Below are 15,380 nucleotides of genomic sequence, written 5' to 3' on the forward strand. Positions count from 1 at the left end.
TCGTCTGCGTTCTTGTCTGGGCTGCGGCAAGCTGCATGTCGGTTCGGGCGTTGTCTCGTGCAGCTTGCGAGCTCAGCGCTCTGACGAACGTGGTGGGTGCAGGTCGATAGTCGGTGCGTGGTTGCCGTCGACGCCGCGTTTGCGGAGCAGTTCGACCATGTCTTCCTGTCGCGGTTGCCCGAGGGTGAGCCGGTAGAGGGCGAGGTCGTCACGCAGTCGCTCGTATCGGTCCTGATCGCGGCTGAGCGGGTATCTCGCGAGGATGCGCTCCACCTGTGCGGTGCCCGGGTACACCCACCACGGAGCGAACTCGCCGTACTTTTCCACGGCATCTGACGATGAGGCGGCGTTGAACGCAGCCTTCCACGGGTCGCCGTCGCCGGCGGCGAGTACGTCGTCCCAGTGTGCGTCTGCGACGTTCCGGCGGATGGCGTGGCCAGCGAAGCGATTGACGCGTCCCTCGCGCTGCTCGAAATCGACGGGGTTGCGTGGGAGGTTCCAATGGACGACCGCGTGGCACCACCAATGGAAATCGATGCCCTCCTGGCCGACGCTCGTCGACACGAGCACGAATGGCGCGAACGGGCTGTTGAACGCGGCGCGAACGGCTCCGTCACGGATCTCGGCGTTGTCGCCGAATCGGGCGCCGTAGCGCAGAGCGAATCGAGCGTGGAACGGGATCGGCGCGCGGTCGCTGGTGGTGTCGTGGCCGAGGTAGCGCGCCGGACGAAGGCGCAGTACTTCGGACGCGTGCCGGGCGGTGTTCAGGAGTTCGGCGTCACCGATGTCGACGCCGCCGAGATCGCTGAGGAGCTGGAAGACGTACTCGTCGAGGACTGCTTGTAGGTTGCCGTCCGCGCAGTATGAGAGAACCGACGACCAGTAAGGCTGCTCGGCGCGGTCGCCGTAGATGCCGACGATGGTAGCGACGCTTTCGATGCGGTCGAAGAGTCGGCGCAGGCCATCAGCGAGCGCGAAGGCAGCGACCCAGATCCCTGCGGGAGTCGCGTTCGTACCCGCGATGCGCTCAATCGCCCGGTACGCGATGTTGCCTGGAGCGTGCAGGGCAAGTCGGGCGAGGTCTGGATGCCCGACCTCGCTGGGCGACGCGGCAAACCGTCGCAGTGCTTCGTCGACGTGGCGCAGGACCCCGGAATCCGGGATCTCGCTATTGGCGTCTTCGCCCGTCTCGTCACCGATGGCCGACAGCACCAAACTGCGCGCGTCGGCGTCGTGCGGCAGGAGCCCACCGATGGAGAAGAAGGCGTCCCATGCGCGGGTGTCCGCCACGGCCTCAGGCAATCCCTGCTCGACGTGACGCTCGGCATCGGCGAGGGACACGCGTTGCCTGGTCGCTCTGGCAACGGCGAGTGGGTCGCCTTGCCGCGCCAAGGTCGGGTGCGGCCAGAAGAGCGCCAGGGTGGACAGCGCGCCGACCTCGCCGGCCTTCGTGCGGTAGGTGAAGCGCTCAGCGACTTTGAGTCGGGCTGCGGACGTGTTTTCGGTGAGGAACCCGTCTGAGGCTTCGGCTATCTTGCGGTCTGCTTCGTAGGAGAGCAGCGAGGCGACCGAGGTCGGCACACCGGACCATGCCGAGAAGACGAGGCGTTTCGTGACGTCGCCGATCCCGGAGAAGATCGGTCCGGGCTGGAGATACGGCATGGAGGGTGGCATCCACAGCATCCGCCACCATCCAGCGTCGACCGTCTGCGATTGCAGTGCGGCGAGGTAGCCGTTGGCCGGGTCGACCGGGTCGAACGACTCCAGCGCGGCAGGACGGATTGAACGTGTCTGCGCGAGAAGGCCTTCGGCGCGATGTCCCTCGGGTGTGCCGAAGGTCGCGCGCGCCTTCACGCCGGGTTTGTAGCCGTCCATGAAGTTCGCGAAGTACGGGATGGACTTCCAGTACTCGATGTCGATGGGCGCACCGATCTCGTCCCCGAAGGTGCGCAGGTGGACGAAGTCGACGACGTCGGCCGGTTCGGGTACGCCGACGGGGAGTTCGCTGATCGCGAATCCGTGCGTGAGTTGAGGTCGCTCCGACCTGGTCATGTACGGAAGCAGCGCCTGTCGCACAGCCTCCGCTGCGGCGTGGGCATCATCACCGAGAATCAACGCCGACCGATAGGCCTCCAGCGCATCGCGGATGCGGCGCACTGGGGTTTCCTGCCACCCGGCCAAGAATCGGACCGTGTCGAGAAACTCCTTGTAGTGGTCGTCCTCTGCGTCGTCGGCTCGCGTAAACGGAGAGTACGGGGTCGCCGACAGCAGGAGCACCCGGGCGCTCTCGTGGCTGAACATGGCGTGGGCCAGTTCGGCGGCTTCGCTGGTGTCGGGGTCGGCGAGCAGCTCACGGAACTTCTGGAACTCGTCGAGAATGACGAGATCCGGCTCGAGCGCGTTCACGCTCGCCTTCGCGAGAGCCTGGCGAAGATGACCGATGAGGGATCCGACGCGATCCCCATGCACGTGCTCTCCAGCGGCGCGCTCGTGCACGAGCACACGCATCCGCCCAAGCAGCGAAGCGCTGTCATCGGCGGTGGCGGCGCCCTCGCGGATCAGCTCATCGAATGCGCCCTGGATCGCGGGGTCGACGGCGCCACCCATTCGGCGGCCGAGGTCGTTCACCCCGCCGCGAAATCTCTCGATGCCCTTCGTCACCTTCATCAAGTCGACGAGCGCGTCCCACTCGTCCACGTTCGTGGCGACCAGCGGCCTCAGGAGGATGCAAAGTAGGGCTCGTTCCTCCCATTGTCCGGTGCGCCAACCACCGCCGGTCATCCCCGAGGTTGCGGGCGTGAACGAGATCAGATTGACCTTCTTTCCGCCTCCGTTTGGCGGCGCTGACAGGCGCGGCAGGACGGTCGCGAGGAGGGTCAGTCGCGTCGCCAAGGGGAGTTCGCGTTCGCCGGTGACGTTGAGCCGTCGCAGGTTCTGCTGAGCGAGGTCCTGGTTCGAGCAGACGTAGACGATGTCGATGCGATCGATGCTCGCATCAGTTTCGAGCTTCTCGATGGCTCGCGCGATTGCGCCGCGCGCAACAATGCTCTTGCCCAGTCCCGTCTCGTCGGCGATGAGGAACCGGCGCGAGGATGGAGCTTCATCCTCGGGGTAGAACTGAGCGATCAGGTGATCGACCGCGTCGCGCTGGAAGCCCTTGAGTCCGCGCAGCACCCCAGCCACATCCACGTCAGCCATCGTGCTCGCCCTTCATCGTCTGCTGCGCCGCCCAGATCGAGGCCCAGAGCGAGTCGAATCCTTCCGGCAGGACGGAGGTGCCATGGGGTTGCTTGCCAATGTGGTCGATGACTCGCTGCACGTCTTCGAGTCCGGTTCGGTCGGGGCCGACGGCGCGCATGAGCGCTTCGAAGAGGCCAGCGGTGTGTGTGCTCCCCGCAGCGATCGGGTGCCAGCTGCCACCGCCTCCGGTGCCAGGGAACGAGAAGCCGCCGAGCTCCAGCAGGAGCACGAGGAAGCGCATGAAGGCCGCCCGGTCGGTGAGATGCGCTGCGATCACCGCGTCGCGACGGTCAGCAGGGTCGTCGTGAAGCTCGGCGAGCACGACCGTCCGTTGGGCGAACCGCTCACCACGGGCATCCCGTGCCGTCACGATGATGAATGGCGTGATGTCCGTGAGCCCCAAACGACCGACAATCGACGGGTCGCCCGACTGCCCAGGAAGGCCTGGGATGGCGAGCCCTGCTCTCGTGATGGGATGCCACGACAACTCCACATCCGGGGGAAGCGTGGCGTCTCCCTCGCGCCAGACGTGAAGCTCGTAGGACTCGCCCTGGACCACGCTGGCATGAAGGTGTACAGTCGCGACTCGCCGCAACACCGCTGAGAGGTCGCGATCCGCCTTCTCGTTCTCCGTCTCCGCGACGTCACCCGTGTACTCAAACTCCTGCAGAAACTCCTTGAGACCTTCCAGTGTCTTCTCCACACCGAACGTCTTGATCTTTCCGACGGCTTCGACCATGACTTCGACGTTCTCGTGAAGTGCCGGCCCGGTGGCGTTCAACGATCCCAAGAACACGTGCGCACCATCCTGGCGGTCGTATACGTAGGTCTTCGCGTGGAGCCCCCGCAGGACCGGTCGCCGTGATGGCGATCTGTCGTCCTCGGCTTCGAAGTCGACAGCGTCATCCAGGACGTATGTCTGACGCAGCTTCTTGTCGAGCGTGGCCGGTGCGAGTGCGTCGATGCTCGTTCCGCGAGAGACGAGGTACGCATCGCCGTAGGCGCCCTTCTTGAGTTCGATGAGACCAGCGTCGGTGAGGAACGGGGAAATGAACAGCCCCCGGACTCCCCAGAACTCTGGCTGTGGGCGTTCTCCTACGCCCCAAACGTGGAACGAGAGATCCCGCATTCCCGGCGGCGGAGTCCAGACGACGTCACGGATGCTCGACGCCAACGCCTCGATACGGGCGCGCCGACCACTAGGCAACGCGCGAACAGCCATGCCCGGCAGGGAGCGGAGCAGGCGCACAAGGGGTTCGTTGACCTTTCGCGCGGCGGCTCGTTCCGATGGCAGAGCAGATGCTCCATCGAGCGAGATCACGACGTCCCAGCTTCGGTCGCCGGTGAGATTGCGGCTCGCGCAGACGAACCGATATGCGCGCTCGTCCTCGCGCTCGTATTCGAGGAACCAGACCTTCGGGTGGAAGATCCCCTTCTTCACCTCGACGGGGTGCACCATCGGTTCCAAGAAGGCCACGAGCGCGCTCGGTGGGATCTCGATGCCGACCTGTCCAGCCTGAGCGAAGATGTCGACCTTCGCCGCGGCTCGACGCACGGCGTCGAGGATGCCGATGGGATCGTCGCTCGCGGTCATGCGTTGCGCCGCGAACGACAGCGGAATCGTCAGCGCCGTGTCCAGATCGAGGGTGAAGGTTGTCGCGACGGCGTGCGAGAGCGTGAACCCCGTCGGCGGATGAAGCATGTCCGTGAGCGCGGCCCGCGTTTGCGGCTCAAGCATCGCGGCCCAGTCCGGCATGGATGTCGAGGGCGATGTCGCGCACTGTGGCCCAGCGGAAGGTGAGCGCACCGGCGCCAGCGGCACCGGACCACGCGCTGAGCCGCTTCGGGTTTCCGAGGCGCGCAAGCGCTCGCTTCTGCCGACGCTCCCGCTCGCGGACGAGATCGCGTGCCACCGTGTCGTCAGCGATCACGCGGGGGTCGACGCCCTGGATGTGAGACACCCATTCGGAGATGAAGCGCTCTGACCCCGGCGCGATCGTACCCTTCGCTGTGCCGTACACCCATCGCCACAGATCTCCGATGTCCCACTGATCGATGCGTGCCTGCTCGACCCGATCCGCCCATTCGGCCAGTTCACGCCGGTACTGGTCCACGGGGGCGGTGAACCTGCGCCGGTCTTCGGGGACGACGCGTTCGTGTTCCTCGGCCAGCTGGAGGTTGTAGAGCAGCGCGGCGCCGTGCATCGCGGTCGAGAATGCTTCGGCGTTCCGCAGGAGGACTGCCGCCTCACCCTCGATGCTCTGCGCAGCCGGGTCGGCCCATGGACTCCGGCTCTCCTTCACCGGTGCATGGTGCATGAGGTGGGACATCACCGTTCCGGGAGCATGCTCCAACACCCGCTCACGCAGCCACCCGGCTTCCTCCCGGGAGAGGGCGAACGCGTCGTCGATCCGGTACGGGAACTCCGGCGGAATCGGAGGGATCGAGTGCGACCACGCCGACATGCGCTTGCGCGCACCCTCATCGTCGCCATCCTCAACGCGGGCTCCTGACGCGAACACATCGGACTTCCAGGCGTACTCGTCGCGGACGATGCCGTAGCGGCGCATCGTTCCCCAGTAGATCGTCGAAGGGAGCGTCTGCAGTGCTTGGCCGACACGCGCGCCAAGGAGACCGCTGAGATCGTCGCTCCCTGACTTGCGCAGCGTCGAGATCAGTTGTCGCTCCTGCTTGTCAGCGACCGACGCCGCGTCAGACTTGCCCTCGGCGAGCTGGAAGCACCACGGTACGAACAGCAAGTACCGCGCGCGCGTCAGCAGAACCGTCGTGCCCGGGAACAATCCGTCAGAGATGACATCGCGTACTTGCCCGAGTCCAAGCTCGTCGCGGCTATCGCGATCCGTGAACAACTTGATGATGTCCCGCATTCGCGCCTGGTCAGCGGTATCGGCATCCAGCCAGGCGATCGTTGAGGGCACACCCTCACGGTAGCGCGAGGGACAGACAGTCGTCGCGATTAGGACATGTACTGCACGGCTGTACTGCACGGTGGTGTCAGCGGCCCCTGATTTGGGGTGGCCGCCGCCATCGGTGTCAGCTCGGCAACCTGCGAGAGTTGCTCGATTAGAACAACTGAGGGATGTGCACGGTGAATGGCACGCAAGGCGGAGCCGGCGAGTCCGCGCGCCAAGAGTATGAGCGCCGAAGTGCGAAGGACGAGGCGCGCATTCGTCAGCGATGGGGACGATTCGGCGGGATCGCGGTCGCGCTGGCGGCAGAGCACGCACGCGTGGAGCGTCGGCGCGGCCGGCGAGGAGGTCGTCGGGGCGAGATTGGACGCGATCGCCTCCGAACACATTCGGGTGCTGCATGACCGGCGGATTCCAGGCTCGAGGGCGAATATCGATCATCTTGTCGTGACGCCTGGTGGTGTGTGTGGGTGATCGACGCCAAGCGGTATCGGGGTCGTCCTGAGCTGAGGGTCGAGGGGGGACTCCTGCGTCCCAGAGTGGATTCACTCAGAGTCGGCGGTCGGGATCAGACCAAGCTTGTCGTCGGCGTGCACCGGCAGATCGAGCTCGTGCGAACCGTTGTCGACGGCGTGCCGGTGGCTGGTGCGTTGTGCTTCGTCCAGGCGGACTGGCCGCTGTTTGGCGGGTCCTTCATCGTTCAGGGTGTTCACGCGCTCTGGCCTCGGAAGCTCGCGGATCGAATCGTCAGAGCTTGCGGTGACATCGAGGTCTCGCGGGTGGCCGAGGTGCTGGCAGGTCACTTCCCGAGCGCGACCTGAGACGAGAGCGCGCTCACGCTCAGGTAGGTCTCGGCTCTGACATCGATTGCTGTTCGGACTCGCGTCGACGCTCGACGTCGGCGACCACGAACTCGATGAAGTCGTCGTCTCTGTTCGTGATCTCGACTTCTTCGACGGCGTCAGGCGGAGCTTCACCTGGCCAAGCGGTTTGGCGGGTGGGGCGGTCGCGGTCGAGGCGGGTGCCGGAGGTGGTGACCCAGTCGTGGAGGCGGGTGCGCGCGTCGGCGAAGTCTCGGTGCCATCCGAAGGGTGCTGAGCCGTGTTGGTCGGGGTCGTAGGCGCTGAGCCAGTGGAGGTGGAGCGCCGAGAGCTCCCAGACGAGTTCGGGGTGGCGATGCCAGAGCGGCGGGATGATCGAGGCCGGGAGACCATAGGTTCGGCGGAGCCAGTTGACCCAGCGGTTCAGCTCGATCCATGCGGTTTCGGCTTGTTCGGCGGTGAGCAGGTTCCAGTTGATCGGATGTGGGAGCTCGGCGAGCAGCGGCGCTTCGAGGTCGTCGAAGGCGTTGTCGTCGAACGTGGCACTGCTGAAGGCGCTGCCGCCGAGCAAGTGTTCCTGTTCGGTGGCAGCGTCGTCACTTGCGGATGTGCCAGGCACGTCGGTTCACAGTTCGAGGACGGCGGATACGGCCGGCGCGGGAGCATCAGCACGAGGCACGCGCGCCTCCTCGCGTTCGGCGCGAGCGACGTCGGGGCCGTTGGCCGTGGCATCCGTCTGGATCGCTGCGGTGTGTCGGCGGGAGCGGTCGACGTCGTATTCAGTGCGGGCGAGATCGTGGCCGAGTTTCTTGGCCACGAACTCTTCGCGGTCGGTGATCTCGCCGTCGCGTTCGACTTGGAAGGTGCGGACGTAGCCTTCGGCGACGAAGCTGTCGCCTTTTGCGAATCGGGTCATGGCGCGGTCGGCGGTGGCGCGATAGGCGACGAGGTCGTGGAAGGTGGGGGCGAGTTCGGTGAACGTGCCGTCGTCTTCGCGGCGGAATCGGGGCTGGCCGATGCGAGCGTAGAAGCGGGTCTCGCCGCGCTCGGTCATAGAAGTTTGGGGTTCAGTTGCGATGAACCCGGAGATCGATTGCTGGGTGTGCAGAGCCATGGGACTGTGCCTTCCTGTGCTGGGCGAATCGATGATCCGCGCTCACCATCAGGTGCGCCGGGCGCTCCCGCGTGGCGGTCGCGCCTGCTCGCGGTTCGTTCGTCGAACTACGGCATTGGCGTACACCCAGACGAAGCGATCCTGCCTCGTCGTTGGGTCGGGGTACTTCACGAGCACTGCGCCACGGGTCCAGGCCACCGCCTCGCCTTCCACCCTTCGTGGTTCCTCGTAGATCACCCGATACCTGACGGATGCGGTGATTGGAATCGGTTCACGAGCCTCTGCGCGGGGGCCGGTGTGTCGGACCTCGGCAGTCGTCAACCCGACAGGGGTTCCGAGCTTCGCCTGCTCAAGACGGATTTCGTCGGCGCGTTCGTCTGCACGGTCGGGATATCGACGGTTGCTGCCCACGTCAGGCGTAGGTCATTCGACGATCCAGCCGTTCGGCGCGGTGCGAAGGTCGAAGATGAGAATCGTGTCGTCGTCGGCTCGTCCGGTGACACGCCAGCCAGGTGCCAAGAGCACGTCTGCTGGTGGGTGGGAGATGCCGCTTGGCCACTCGGGAGTTCTGGGCAGCGAGGTCGGCTGATCGATCACGCGGTAGCGCGTTCCGCGATAGACGAGTCGCATTGGCAGGTCCGCACCGTCAAGCCAAACCATGACGGGCGCGCCGTGTGTTGTGAGCATGCGCCCCTCCATTCTTCGAAGATATGTTCGATAGTAAGCTCGGGGTGGGCGACGCGCAATGTCACAGGCGCGGAGTCACTGGACGGGTGGAACGTTCCTCGGGTGAATAAGCTTGGCGGCTTCGGATGCTTCGTGACCGACCTCGACAGGCTGCCGTGAGAGCGCTCCTGATCGGTGCTCGCTATGCCGGTTCAGGCGGCGGTGCTGCAATGTCCTCAGCAGCGACATCGGTCTCGTCTGCTTCCATAGGGGGTCTGTTCCTGAGCTGCGCCTCGATGTCAGCACGCCCGGCTCGGAGGTCGGTGGCGTCGGCGCGGTTCGTCCACATGCGAAGCCGGGCGATGATCGGTGGGGCCGAGCGGAGCAGGATGAGGCCAGTGCCGAATGGGAGTGTGCGGATCGTGTCGGGTGGCATGGTCGCGATGCGACGGACTGAGCGTTGGGCGGAGCGGGATCCGCGGTCGCCGATGGTGGTGGAGTCGGTGGTGTCGTCGCGGTCGCCGATGAGGGTGGAGAGGTCTTGGAGGTCTTTGGTGTTGGAAGCTCCTCCGAGCACGATCTTCACGATCGAGGCATCCCAGATCGTGCTCGCCGCGCTGTCGGACCACTTGGTTCGGGCTTGGGCGAGTGATTGCAGCACCGGCATGGTGGTGATGCCGGTGCCGCCGCCTTCGGCCATGAGGTTGGGCAGTGATGGGAGCGGGGCGAGGTTGCCGATTTCGTCGAGGGCGAGCAGGAGCGGTGGGTCGAGTCGGGCGCTGGGGTTGCGGGCGGCGATTCTGCGGGCGGTTTCGATGAGGTCTTCGAGGAACGCGGCGACGAGGGATGCGGAGTTGTTCGCGCCTGCGCTGGTGGCCAGCAGGTAGAGGGTGCCGTTGTTCTGCAGAAACTCCACGGGATGGAATTGCTCGCTGTCGCTGGGGGAGACGGCCTGGAGCACGCGCGGGTCGGCGAGGGCGGCGAGTGCGAGAGAAACGCCTTGCCAGATCGAGTCGCGGGTGCGTGGGTCAGCTTCGAGCATCGCCTGCAGCGAGTCGCCCCATCCGGTCGCCGCGTTGGGGTTGGTGGTGAGAATCGCGACGGCATCTGCAGCGGCCGTGGGGTCGAGGGTCCAGCGGAAGAGCTCTGCCGGGGTGCGGCGGTCGAGCGCGGCGGCGTGCAGAAGAGCCTGGAGGGCGACGCGGGTCTTGGCTTCCCAGAAGCCGCCGCCCTCGACCCCGCCTGCGGCAAGCCCCGTGCCGGCGGCGAGACCGGTGGCGCGAATCATCGCGGTGAGAGGGTCGTCGCAGCCCCGGATCGGTGACCACCGAAGTCCGGCGGGAACTCCGGGGGCAAGTTGCTGGGGGTCGAAGACGGCGACAGGCCCATGCTGCTGCCTGGCGCGGAGAGTCGCCGTGAGGTTGTCGGGTCGGGTGGAGGTCGTCACGACGGGGCCGGGCGCGTCGAGGATCGCGTTGATGACGATGTGTGCCCCCTTGCCCGACCGAGGCGGGCCGATGACGAGGATCGAGTCTTCGATGGAGGCCCACACGTCCACTCCACGGGAGTTGCCGAGCCGGTAGCCGACGTCGGCTGGTTTCGCATCGGTCAGCGAAGGGCGCAGGTGGCGGCCGCGCTTCATGAGTGCGGTTCGGGATGCTGCGTGGGCGACGTCGGTCTTGGTGGCGATGCCGGGCAGCCGGTACGGGTCGAGCCGTCGGTGATGGGTCGAAGCACGCAGCATCCGCCAGATCAGAATGACGGTAGCAACCGCGATCGCGAGCAGCAGCGCGGCGGTGACCCAGTAGGCGACCGGATGCAGACCGGGGGAGCCGAGTGCTGTGCCCGGGTCGCCTGGGTTGAGGATGACGGCGAGGCCCGTTTCGGGGCCGCTGATCGGTTGCGGGATGCCGCTGGCCCACGCCGCGGCGCTGCCAGCCGCGCGCAGTACGAGCGCGAGACCAGCGGCGCTGATCAGGATGCCGATGCCGAGGTTCGTGAGTTCGTCGCCGAGCCCGGTCGAGTTGCGCTGTTGCGTCATCGGTTCAGCGGGCGAGGTCCGTGCTGATGCGGATGCCGCGGGCGGGGGAGTAGGCGAAAGGCCGCTCGGCGGCATATCTGACCGCGGGGTCGGTCAGAGCGAGGACGTCATCGGCGCCGACGACGAGGGTCGCGACGCCGTCTTGGATCAGCCGGTGCGTGCCTGCGCTCGCGGGTGAGGTGAGTGGTCCAGGTGTGGCGGCAACTGGGCGGCCGAGCGCGTGAGCGAAAGCGGCGACGTTCAAGGCCGACGACCGTTGCCCGGCTTCGACGACGATGGTCGCGCTGCCTAGCGCGGCGACGAGTCGGCCGCGCTGCAGGAACCGCCATCTCGTCGGGGCGGCTCCGGGCGGGAGTTCGCTGATGAGGAGGCCGCCGGATTCGGTGACGCGGGTGAAGAGGTCGTCGTGTCCGCTGGGGTAGGGGCGGTCGAGTCCGCCGGCGAGGACCGCGATCGTGTGGCCGGGCGCGGTGGCGGTCGCGGCGCGGATCGCCGCTGCGTCGATGCCGTAGGCGCCGCCGGTCACGATCACCTTCCCGCGGCGGGCCAGGTTGGTGGAGAGGTCCGCGGTGATTCGATCGCCGTACGAGGTGGCGGCTCGCGACCCAACGATCGTGACGCGCTCTGACAACTGAGTCGTCAGCCGGGTCGAGTCGCCTTTGAGCCAGAGAGCGAGTGGTGCGCTCGGTCCGAGCTGGCTCAGCTCGGCCGACCAAGCAACGTCGCCGGGCATGATCATCCGCAGGTCATGCTGCGCCATGCGCGCCTCGATCTCATCGTTCGACGCTGGGTTCAGGCGTGCGGCGAGCCGTCGACGCCACAGCTCGCCCTCGGCAGGATCGATTCCCGGCGGCAGCGCACTCCTCGACTCGAGCAGCGCGAGCGTCTCGGCGGCGCCGATGCGGATCACGAGGGCGCCGGTGATGATGTCGGCTGGTTCCGACACCGTGGCGAGCGTCATCCTCGTTGCTCGTTCGTCGTCTGCGGTCACGGCGCCTCCTCGGTGTGTTCGACAGGTGCACCCGAAGAGTCGTTGCCACGCGGCATCCGCATTATTGGCCTTCCATCATGCGCGCGGTCGTGTCGAACGCGGCGAGCTCGTCGGGGTGCAGTTGGTGCTGCACGACGAAGCTGCGGTCCTTGACCCGCCAGAGCCCTTGCCCGATGCCGAGCGTCGGCAGGAGCTTCTGCTCGGTGCCGGAGAGGCCGAGGGCGGTCGCGGTGGCGCCGAGTTGGTCGGGCTCCTGCCGGTAGACGATGCGGGTTTCGGCGTTCGCGAGCAGGGACGAGGCGAGGGCGCGCATTGCGGAGCCGGAGTCGCCGACGTTGTCGAGGTCGGAGAGTTTGTGGAAGATCAGCATGTTCGCGATGCCGAAGTGGCGTGCGAGGCGCCACTGGGCGTCCATGCGGCGCAGGAGTGCCGGGTAGGCCATCAGCCGCCACGCCTCGTCGTAGATGACCCAGCACTGCCCGCCGGCGGGGTCGGAGAGGGCGGACTCCATCCACGCCGACGAGCAGGTCATCAGCACCGAGATCAGGGTCGAGTTCTCGGCAACACGCGACAGATCGAGTGAGACCATCGGCAGCGACGGATCGAACCGCACTGTCGAGGGGCCATCGAACAGGCCAGCCAGGTCCCCGGCGACGAGGCGCCGAAGAGCGTGCCCGACGAGGCGGCCGTCTTCGGCCAGGCGCCGCTCGCGGTCATCAGTGACGTTGGGGTCGAGGATGCGGTCGACGACCATCGGCAGAATCGGCACCGCGGCGCTGCGCACAGCATCGCTGAGCGCCAGGTCGATCGCGGTGTGCTCGAGCGGCGAGAGCGTGCGATCCAAGACGGTCTCGGCCAGGGCGCCGATGAGTTCACGTCGGCGCGCGGCGAGCTGCGCGGCCCATTCGGCATCGGATGCCGCGGACGGCCGGTGTCCTTCGTCGAGCGGGTTCAGCCGGTTGCGCAGGCCATGGCCGAGGATGATCGCTTTGCCGCCGACGGCTTCGGCGACAGCGGTGTGCTCGCCCTTCGGGTCGCCGGGCACGTACACGCGCCGTCCGAACGGCAGCGACCGCGTGTAGAGCGACTTCGCGAGTGACGACTTGCCGGACCCGACGATGCCGGCGAGCACGACGTTCGGGGCGGTGATCATGCCCTGCTGGTAGAGCACCCACGGGTCGTAGACGAAGGATCCGCCTGAGTAGAGGTCCTGGCCCACGAATACGCCCGCCGAGCCGAGGCCAGCTTCGGCGAGGAACGGGTAGTGGCCCGCGAGCGTTGCCGAGGTGTCTTGGTGCTTCGGCAGTTTCAGTCGGCCCGGCGTGCGGAGCGTGGCGGGGCCAGGCTCGCCGGAGGCCGGGAGGTAGGACGCTGATCGGGTTTCAGTGCGCTCGGCCTCGAAGCGGGCGCGGCGTTCAGCCGAAGAAGCTTTCCGTGTATCCCGCTCGATCGCAGCCGCGGTGTGCCGCCTGGCGCGCCGGTCCCGGCGTGGCTCATCGCGGGGGCTGACCAGTGGCGCGGTGTGCAGCCGCTCGTCGATGCTCACAACGCCACGGCGCGATTCAGGCGGGAAGGCGGCGCGGCCGACGCCGGGTTCGGCGGCCAGTCGTCCGCGAAGGCTCGCGGTGATCGTCCGGCGAAGGCGAGCGCCCTGGACGCCGATGGGACGCGTTCTGGTTCGGCCTTGTCTTCGTAGCGGCGCAGCAGCGACACGTAGCCGAACGTGTCGCTGTAGGTCAGCGCGTACGGCGACCCGAACGGTTCGATCGTGTGATCGGTGCTGCCAGTGGGCACCGCGTCGTACACGTACCCGTCTGCGAGCGCAGTCTCGATGGTTGCATCGCCGTGGTCATACTCCCGCAGACGATAGATCGCGGCGATCGGGCCCTCACGCTCGATCGTGGCGAGGAGTTCTTCGGCTTCCTCGCCCTGCAGGAAGACGACGCTGATCCACCGCGTCGACGGCTCATCGCGTTCAAAGACGTACATGCTCGGCTCCAATCAGGATGCTTCACATGGAAGGTGTGCGCTTTGGTTCAAGTGAGAGCCTCAACCTGGAAGGTCAAATTGTGAAGGCCGCGATTGCTTCGCATAGGGCACGCTCAGAGATCTAGCACGATCTTGGCGTCAAGGTCGTCGGCCGAGAATCCCAATTGCGCAGTCGTCCTTGGTCGCCAGTCGAAGTTTCGTGTCGACCAGGCGCCGAAGGTGCTTCTTGTACGAGGGATTTTGAACTTGTCGCGTTGGTGCGTTCCTGACCACGTCGATGAGTTTTGCGCAAGCCGGTGCTAGCGTCTTGGCGCGAAAGTCATACAGGCTCGCGCTGGCACCGTCGCTCATGAGGACGAACCCGGCTACTCCTTCCATCGATCCACGGAATAGCCGTATCGATGTCGCTGCATCGGGTGACGTCACGAACGTAGTCTGATTTGCAAACTCGGCATTGTCGGGCGCCGATACCACGAGCAGTTTGCCGTTCCTCACGTACCCGATAACCCCGTCGCCGATATGCGCAACGATGAACTTGTCGTTGGTAGCGGCGACTGCGAGGAACGTGGAAGCGAGATCGACGCGAGTGCAACCGTTTCGCTCCGCAACCTCGTCAAGGCGGTCGTGTAGGCGCTCAAGGATGTTGCGACGCGCTTGTTCGGCGTCTTCCGCGGTCACGAACGGCGCGAATCCCTCCACAAGAAGGGCGCACCCCTCGTCCACTACTGCTTGCGCACCGAGCTCTGACTGTGCCGCAGAGCCGGCGCCGTCGGCGAGGCACAGAGCTTGGACACCGCCGCGAGATACGTGCCCTGTTCGGTCTTGCCCGCGGGTGCCGTCCTGTTCGTGCCCGCGCCCCCGCACTTGATAGTGGAATTCGTTGAACATCTACAGTTCTGCCCAGCCTGCCAACCCCTCGAGGTCAAGCTTGACCGCGTCGCCCGGAGTGGACCGGGACACGCGCGAGACTGACTTCGAGAGCCACTCGAAGAACTCTTTGAAGCTCATTCCCCGAAGTCGAAGCGGGGGCCGGTTCGGGCTGAACCGCTCGAGCACGCTCATGTCAGCGTCTGAACCGATACCGATCGGGAAGACGGTGAGCTTCTTCTGAGCGACGAGGTCAGTCACACGCCCTATGGCGCGCTCCAGCTCAGCGGAACTCCCGTTGGGCTGACCATCGGTCATGAGGACGAGCCATGGCTGGTAGTAGAGCACGCCGGCGTTCGAGTAGGTGGACTTACGCTTCTCCAGCGTGTCCAGTGCCAGGTTCACACCTTCGCCGAGGGCGGTCCCGCCCGTCGCATTGATCGCATCGATTCGATCAAGTCGCTCGATGCTCGCGAAGTCCTGGATGAGGCTCGCGGCGGAGTTGAACTCTACGATGCTCACCTCAGCGGCATCGTGCGCGTCGTCGTCCTCGTCGATGGCGTTGTAGAAGAGGTTGACTCCCTCCACGAGTTCGCGGATCTTCTCGCCCATCATCGACCCGCTCGTGTCCAGGCAGAGGGTTACGGGGACGCGAGGGGTCGGGTTCTCGACGAGGTCGTCGGCGCCGATGTTGAGTGCCATTGGTGGCCCTTTCTGTTGA

The 15,380-nt window shown here is 66.2% G+C and carries 14 protein-coding genes; 1 reads left to right on the forward strand and 13 read right to left on the reverse strand.

Annotated elements, in window-relative coordinates:
* Positions 1 to 72: 72 nt before the first annotated feature.
* Genes H516_RS17750 through H516_RS0102190 form a run of 3 tightly spaced genes read right to left on the reverse strand, consistent with a single transcriptional unit; the run spans position 73 to position 6,179 of the window.
* Entirely contained in the window at positions 73 to 3,198 is a 3,126-nt protein-coding gene (locus tag H516_RS17750) for a DEAD/DEAH box helicase (RefSeq protein ID WP_022888089.1), read from the reverse strand.
* Positions 3,191 to 4,996: a phospholipase D family protein gene (locus H516_RS0102185; RefSeq protein ID WP_022888090.1), complete on the reverse strand. Its 1,806-nt coding sequence runs from the start codon at positions 4,994 to 4,996 to the stop codon at positions 3,191 to 3,193. Before H516_RS0102185 ends, H516_RS17750 begins: the two co-directional genes overlap by 8 nt.
* Positions 4,971 to 6,179, reverse strand: coding sequence for a DUF6361 family protein (locus tag H516_RS0102190; RefSeq protein WP_026378312.1), 1,209 nt, complete (start codon positions 6,177 to 6,179; stop codon positions 4,971 to 4,973). The genes H516_RS0102185 and H516_RS0102190 overlap by 26 nt, the downstream gene beginning before the upstream one ends.
* A 216-nt stretch (positions 6,180 to 6,395) precedes the next feature.
* On the opposite strand from H516_RS0102190, the gene H516_RS22605 reads away from it, so the two are divergent.
* On the forward strand, positions 6,396 to 6,644 hold the full coding sequence (locus H516_RS22605; RefSeq protein WP_245561710.1) for a nuclease-related domain-containing protein: 249 nt from the start codon (positions 6,396 to 6,398) through the stop codon (positions 6,642 to 6,644).
* Positions 6,645 to 6,715: 71 nt separating this feature from the next.
* Here the strand turns inward: H516_RS22605 and H516_RS22610 are convergent, their stop codons facing one another.
* From H516_RS22610 to H516_RS0102240, 10 genes are all read right to left on the reverse strand, one after another.
* Positions 6,716 to 6,883 carry a hypothetical protein gene (locus tag H516_RS22610; protein ID WP_245561692.1) on the reverse strand — a complete coding sequence of 56 codons (168 nt, stop codon included), beginning with the start codon at positions 6,881 to 6,883 and terminating at the stop codon, positions 6,716 to 6,718.
* 127 nt (positions 6,884 to 7,010) lie between these two features.
* A complete protein-coding gene (locus H516_RS17760) occupies positions 7,011 to 7,562 on the reverse strand; it encodes a hypothetical protein (RefSeq protein WP_022888092.1) in 552 nt (183 codons plus the stop codon).
* Between the two features lie 54 nt (positions 7,563 to 7,616).
* Positions 7,617 to 8,105, reverse strand: coding sequence for a single-stranded DNA-binding protein (locus H516_RS17765; protein ID WP_022888093.1), 489 nt, complete (start codon positions 8,103 to 8,105; stop codon positions 7,617 to 7,619).
* 423 nt (positions 8,106 to 8,528) lie between these two features.
* A complete protein-coding gene (locus H516_RS0102210; protein WP_157432111.1) occupies positions 8,529 to 8,792 on the reverse strand; it encodes a hypothetical protein in 264 nt (87 codons plus the stop codon).
* A 181-nt stretch (positions 8,793 to 8,973) separates the two neighbouring features.
* Entirely contained in the window at positions 8,974 to 10,812 is a 1,839-nt protein-coding gene (locus H516_RS17770; protein WP_051138653.1) for a type IV secretory system conjugative DNA transfer family protein, read from the reverse strand.
* A 4-nt stretch (positions 10,813 to 10,816) separates the two neighbouring features.
* Positions 10,817 to 11,803 carry a DNA-processing protein DprA gene (dprA, locus tag H516_RS17775; RefSeq protein WP_157432112.1) on the reverse strand — a complete coding sequence of 329 codons (987 nt, stop codon included), beginning with the start codon at positions 11,801 to 11,803 and terminating at the stop codon, positions 10,817 to 10,819.
* Positions 11,804 to 11,864: 61 nt separating this feature from the next.
* Positions 11,865 to 13,349, reverse strand: a complete 1,485-nt coding sequence (locus tag H516_RS0102225) for an ATP-binding protein (protein ID WP_022888095.1) — start codon at positions 13,347 to 13,349, stop codon at positions 11,865 to 11,867.
* Positions 13,346 to 13,792 carry a hypothetical protein gene (locus H516_RS21085; protein ID WP_157432113.1) on the reverse strand — a complete coding sequence of 149 codons (447 nt, stop codon included), beginning with the start codon at positions 13,790 to 13,792 and terminating at the stop codon, positions 13,346 to 13,348. The genes H516_RS0102225 and H516_RS21085 overlap by 4 nt, the downstream gene beginning before the upstream one ends.
* 138 nt (positions 13,793 to 13,930) lie before the next feature.
* A complete protein-coding gene (locus tag H516_RS21485) occupies positions 13,931 to 14,680 on the reverse strand; it encodes a PP2C family serine/threonine-protein phosphatase (protein WP_084620189.1) in 750 nt (249 codons plus the stop codon).
* Positions 14,681 to 15,361, reverse strand: a complete 681-nt coding sequence (locus tag H516_RS0102240; protein ID WP_022888098.1) for a vWA domain-containing protein — start codon at positions 15,359 to 15,361, stop codon at positions 14,681 to 14,683.
* Between the last annotated feature and the right edge of the window lie 19 nt (positions 15,362 to 15,380).

It is taken from the genome of Agromyces italicus DSM 16388 (assembly GCF_000421545.1).
GTDB classification, from domain to species: domain Bacteria; phylum Actinomycetota; class Actinomycetes; order Actinomycetales; family Microbacteriaceae; genus Agromyces; species Agromyces italicus.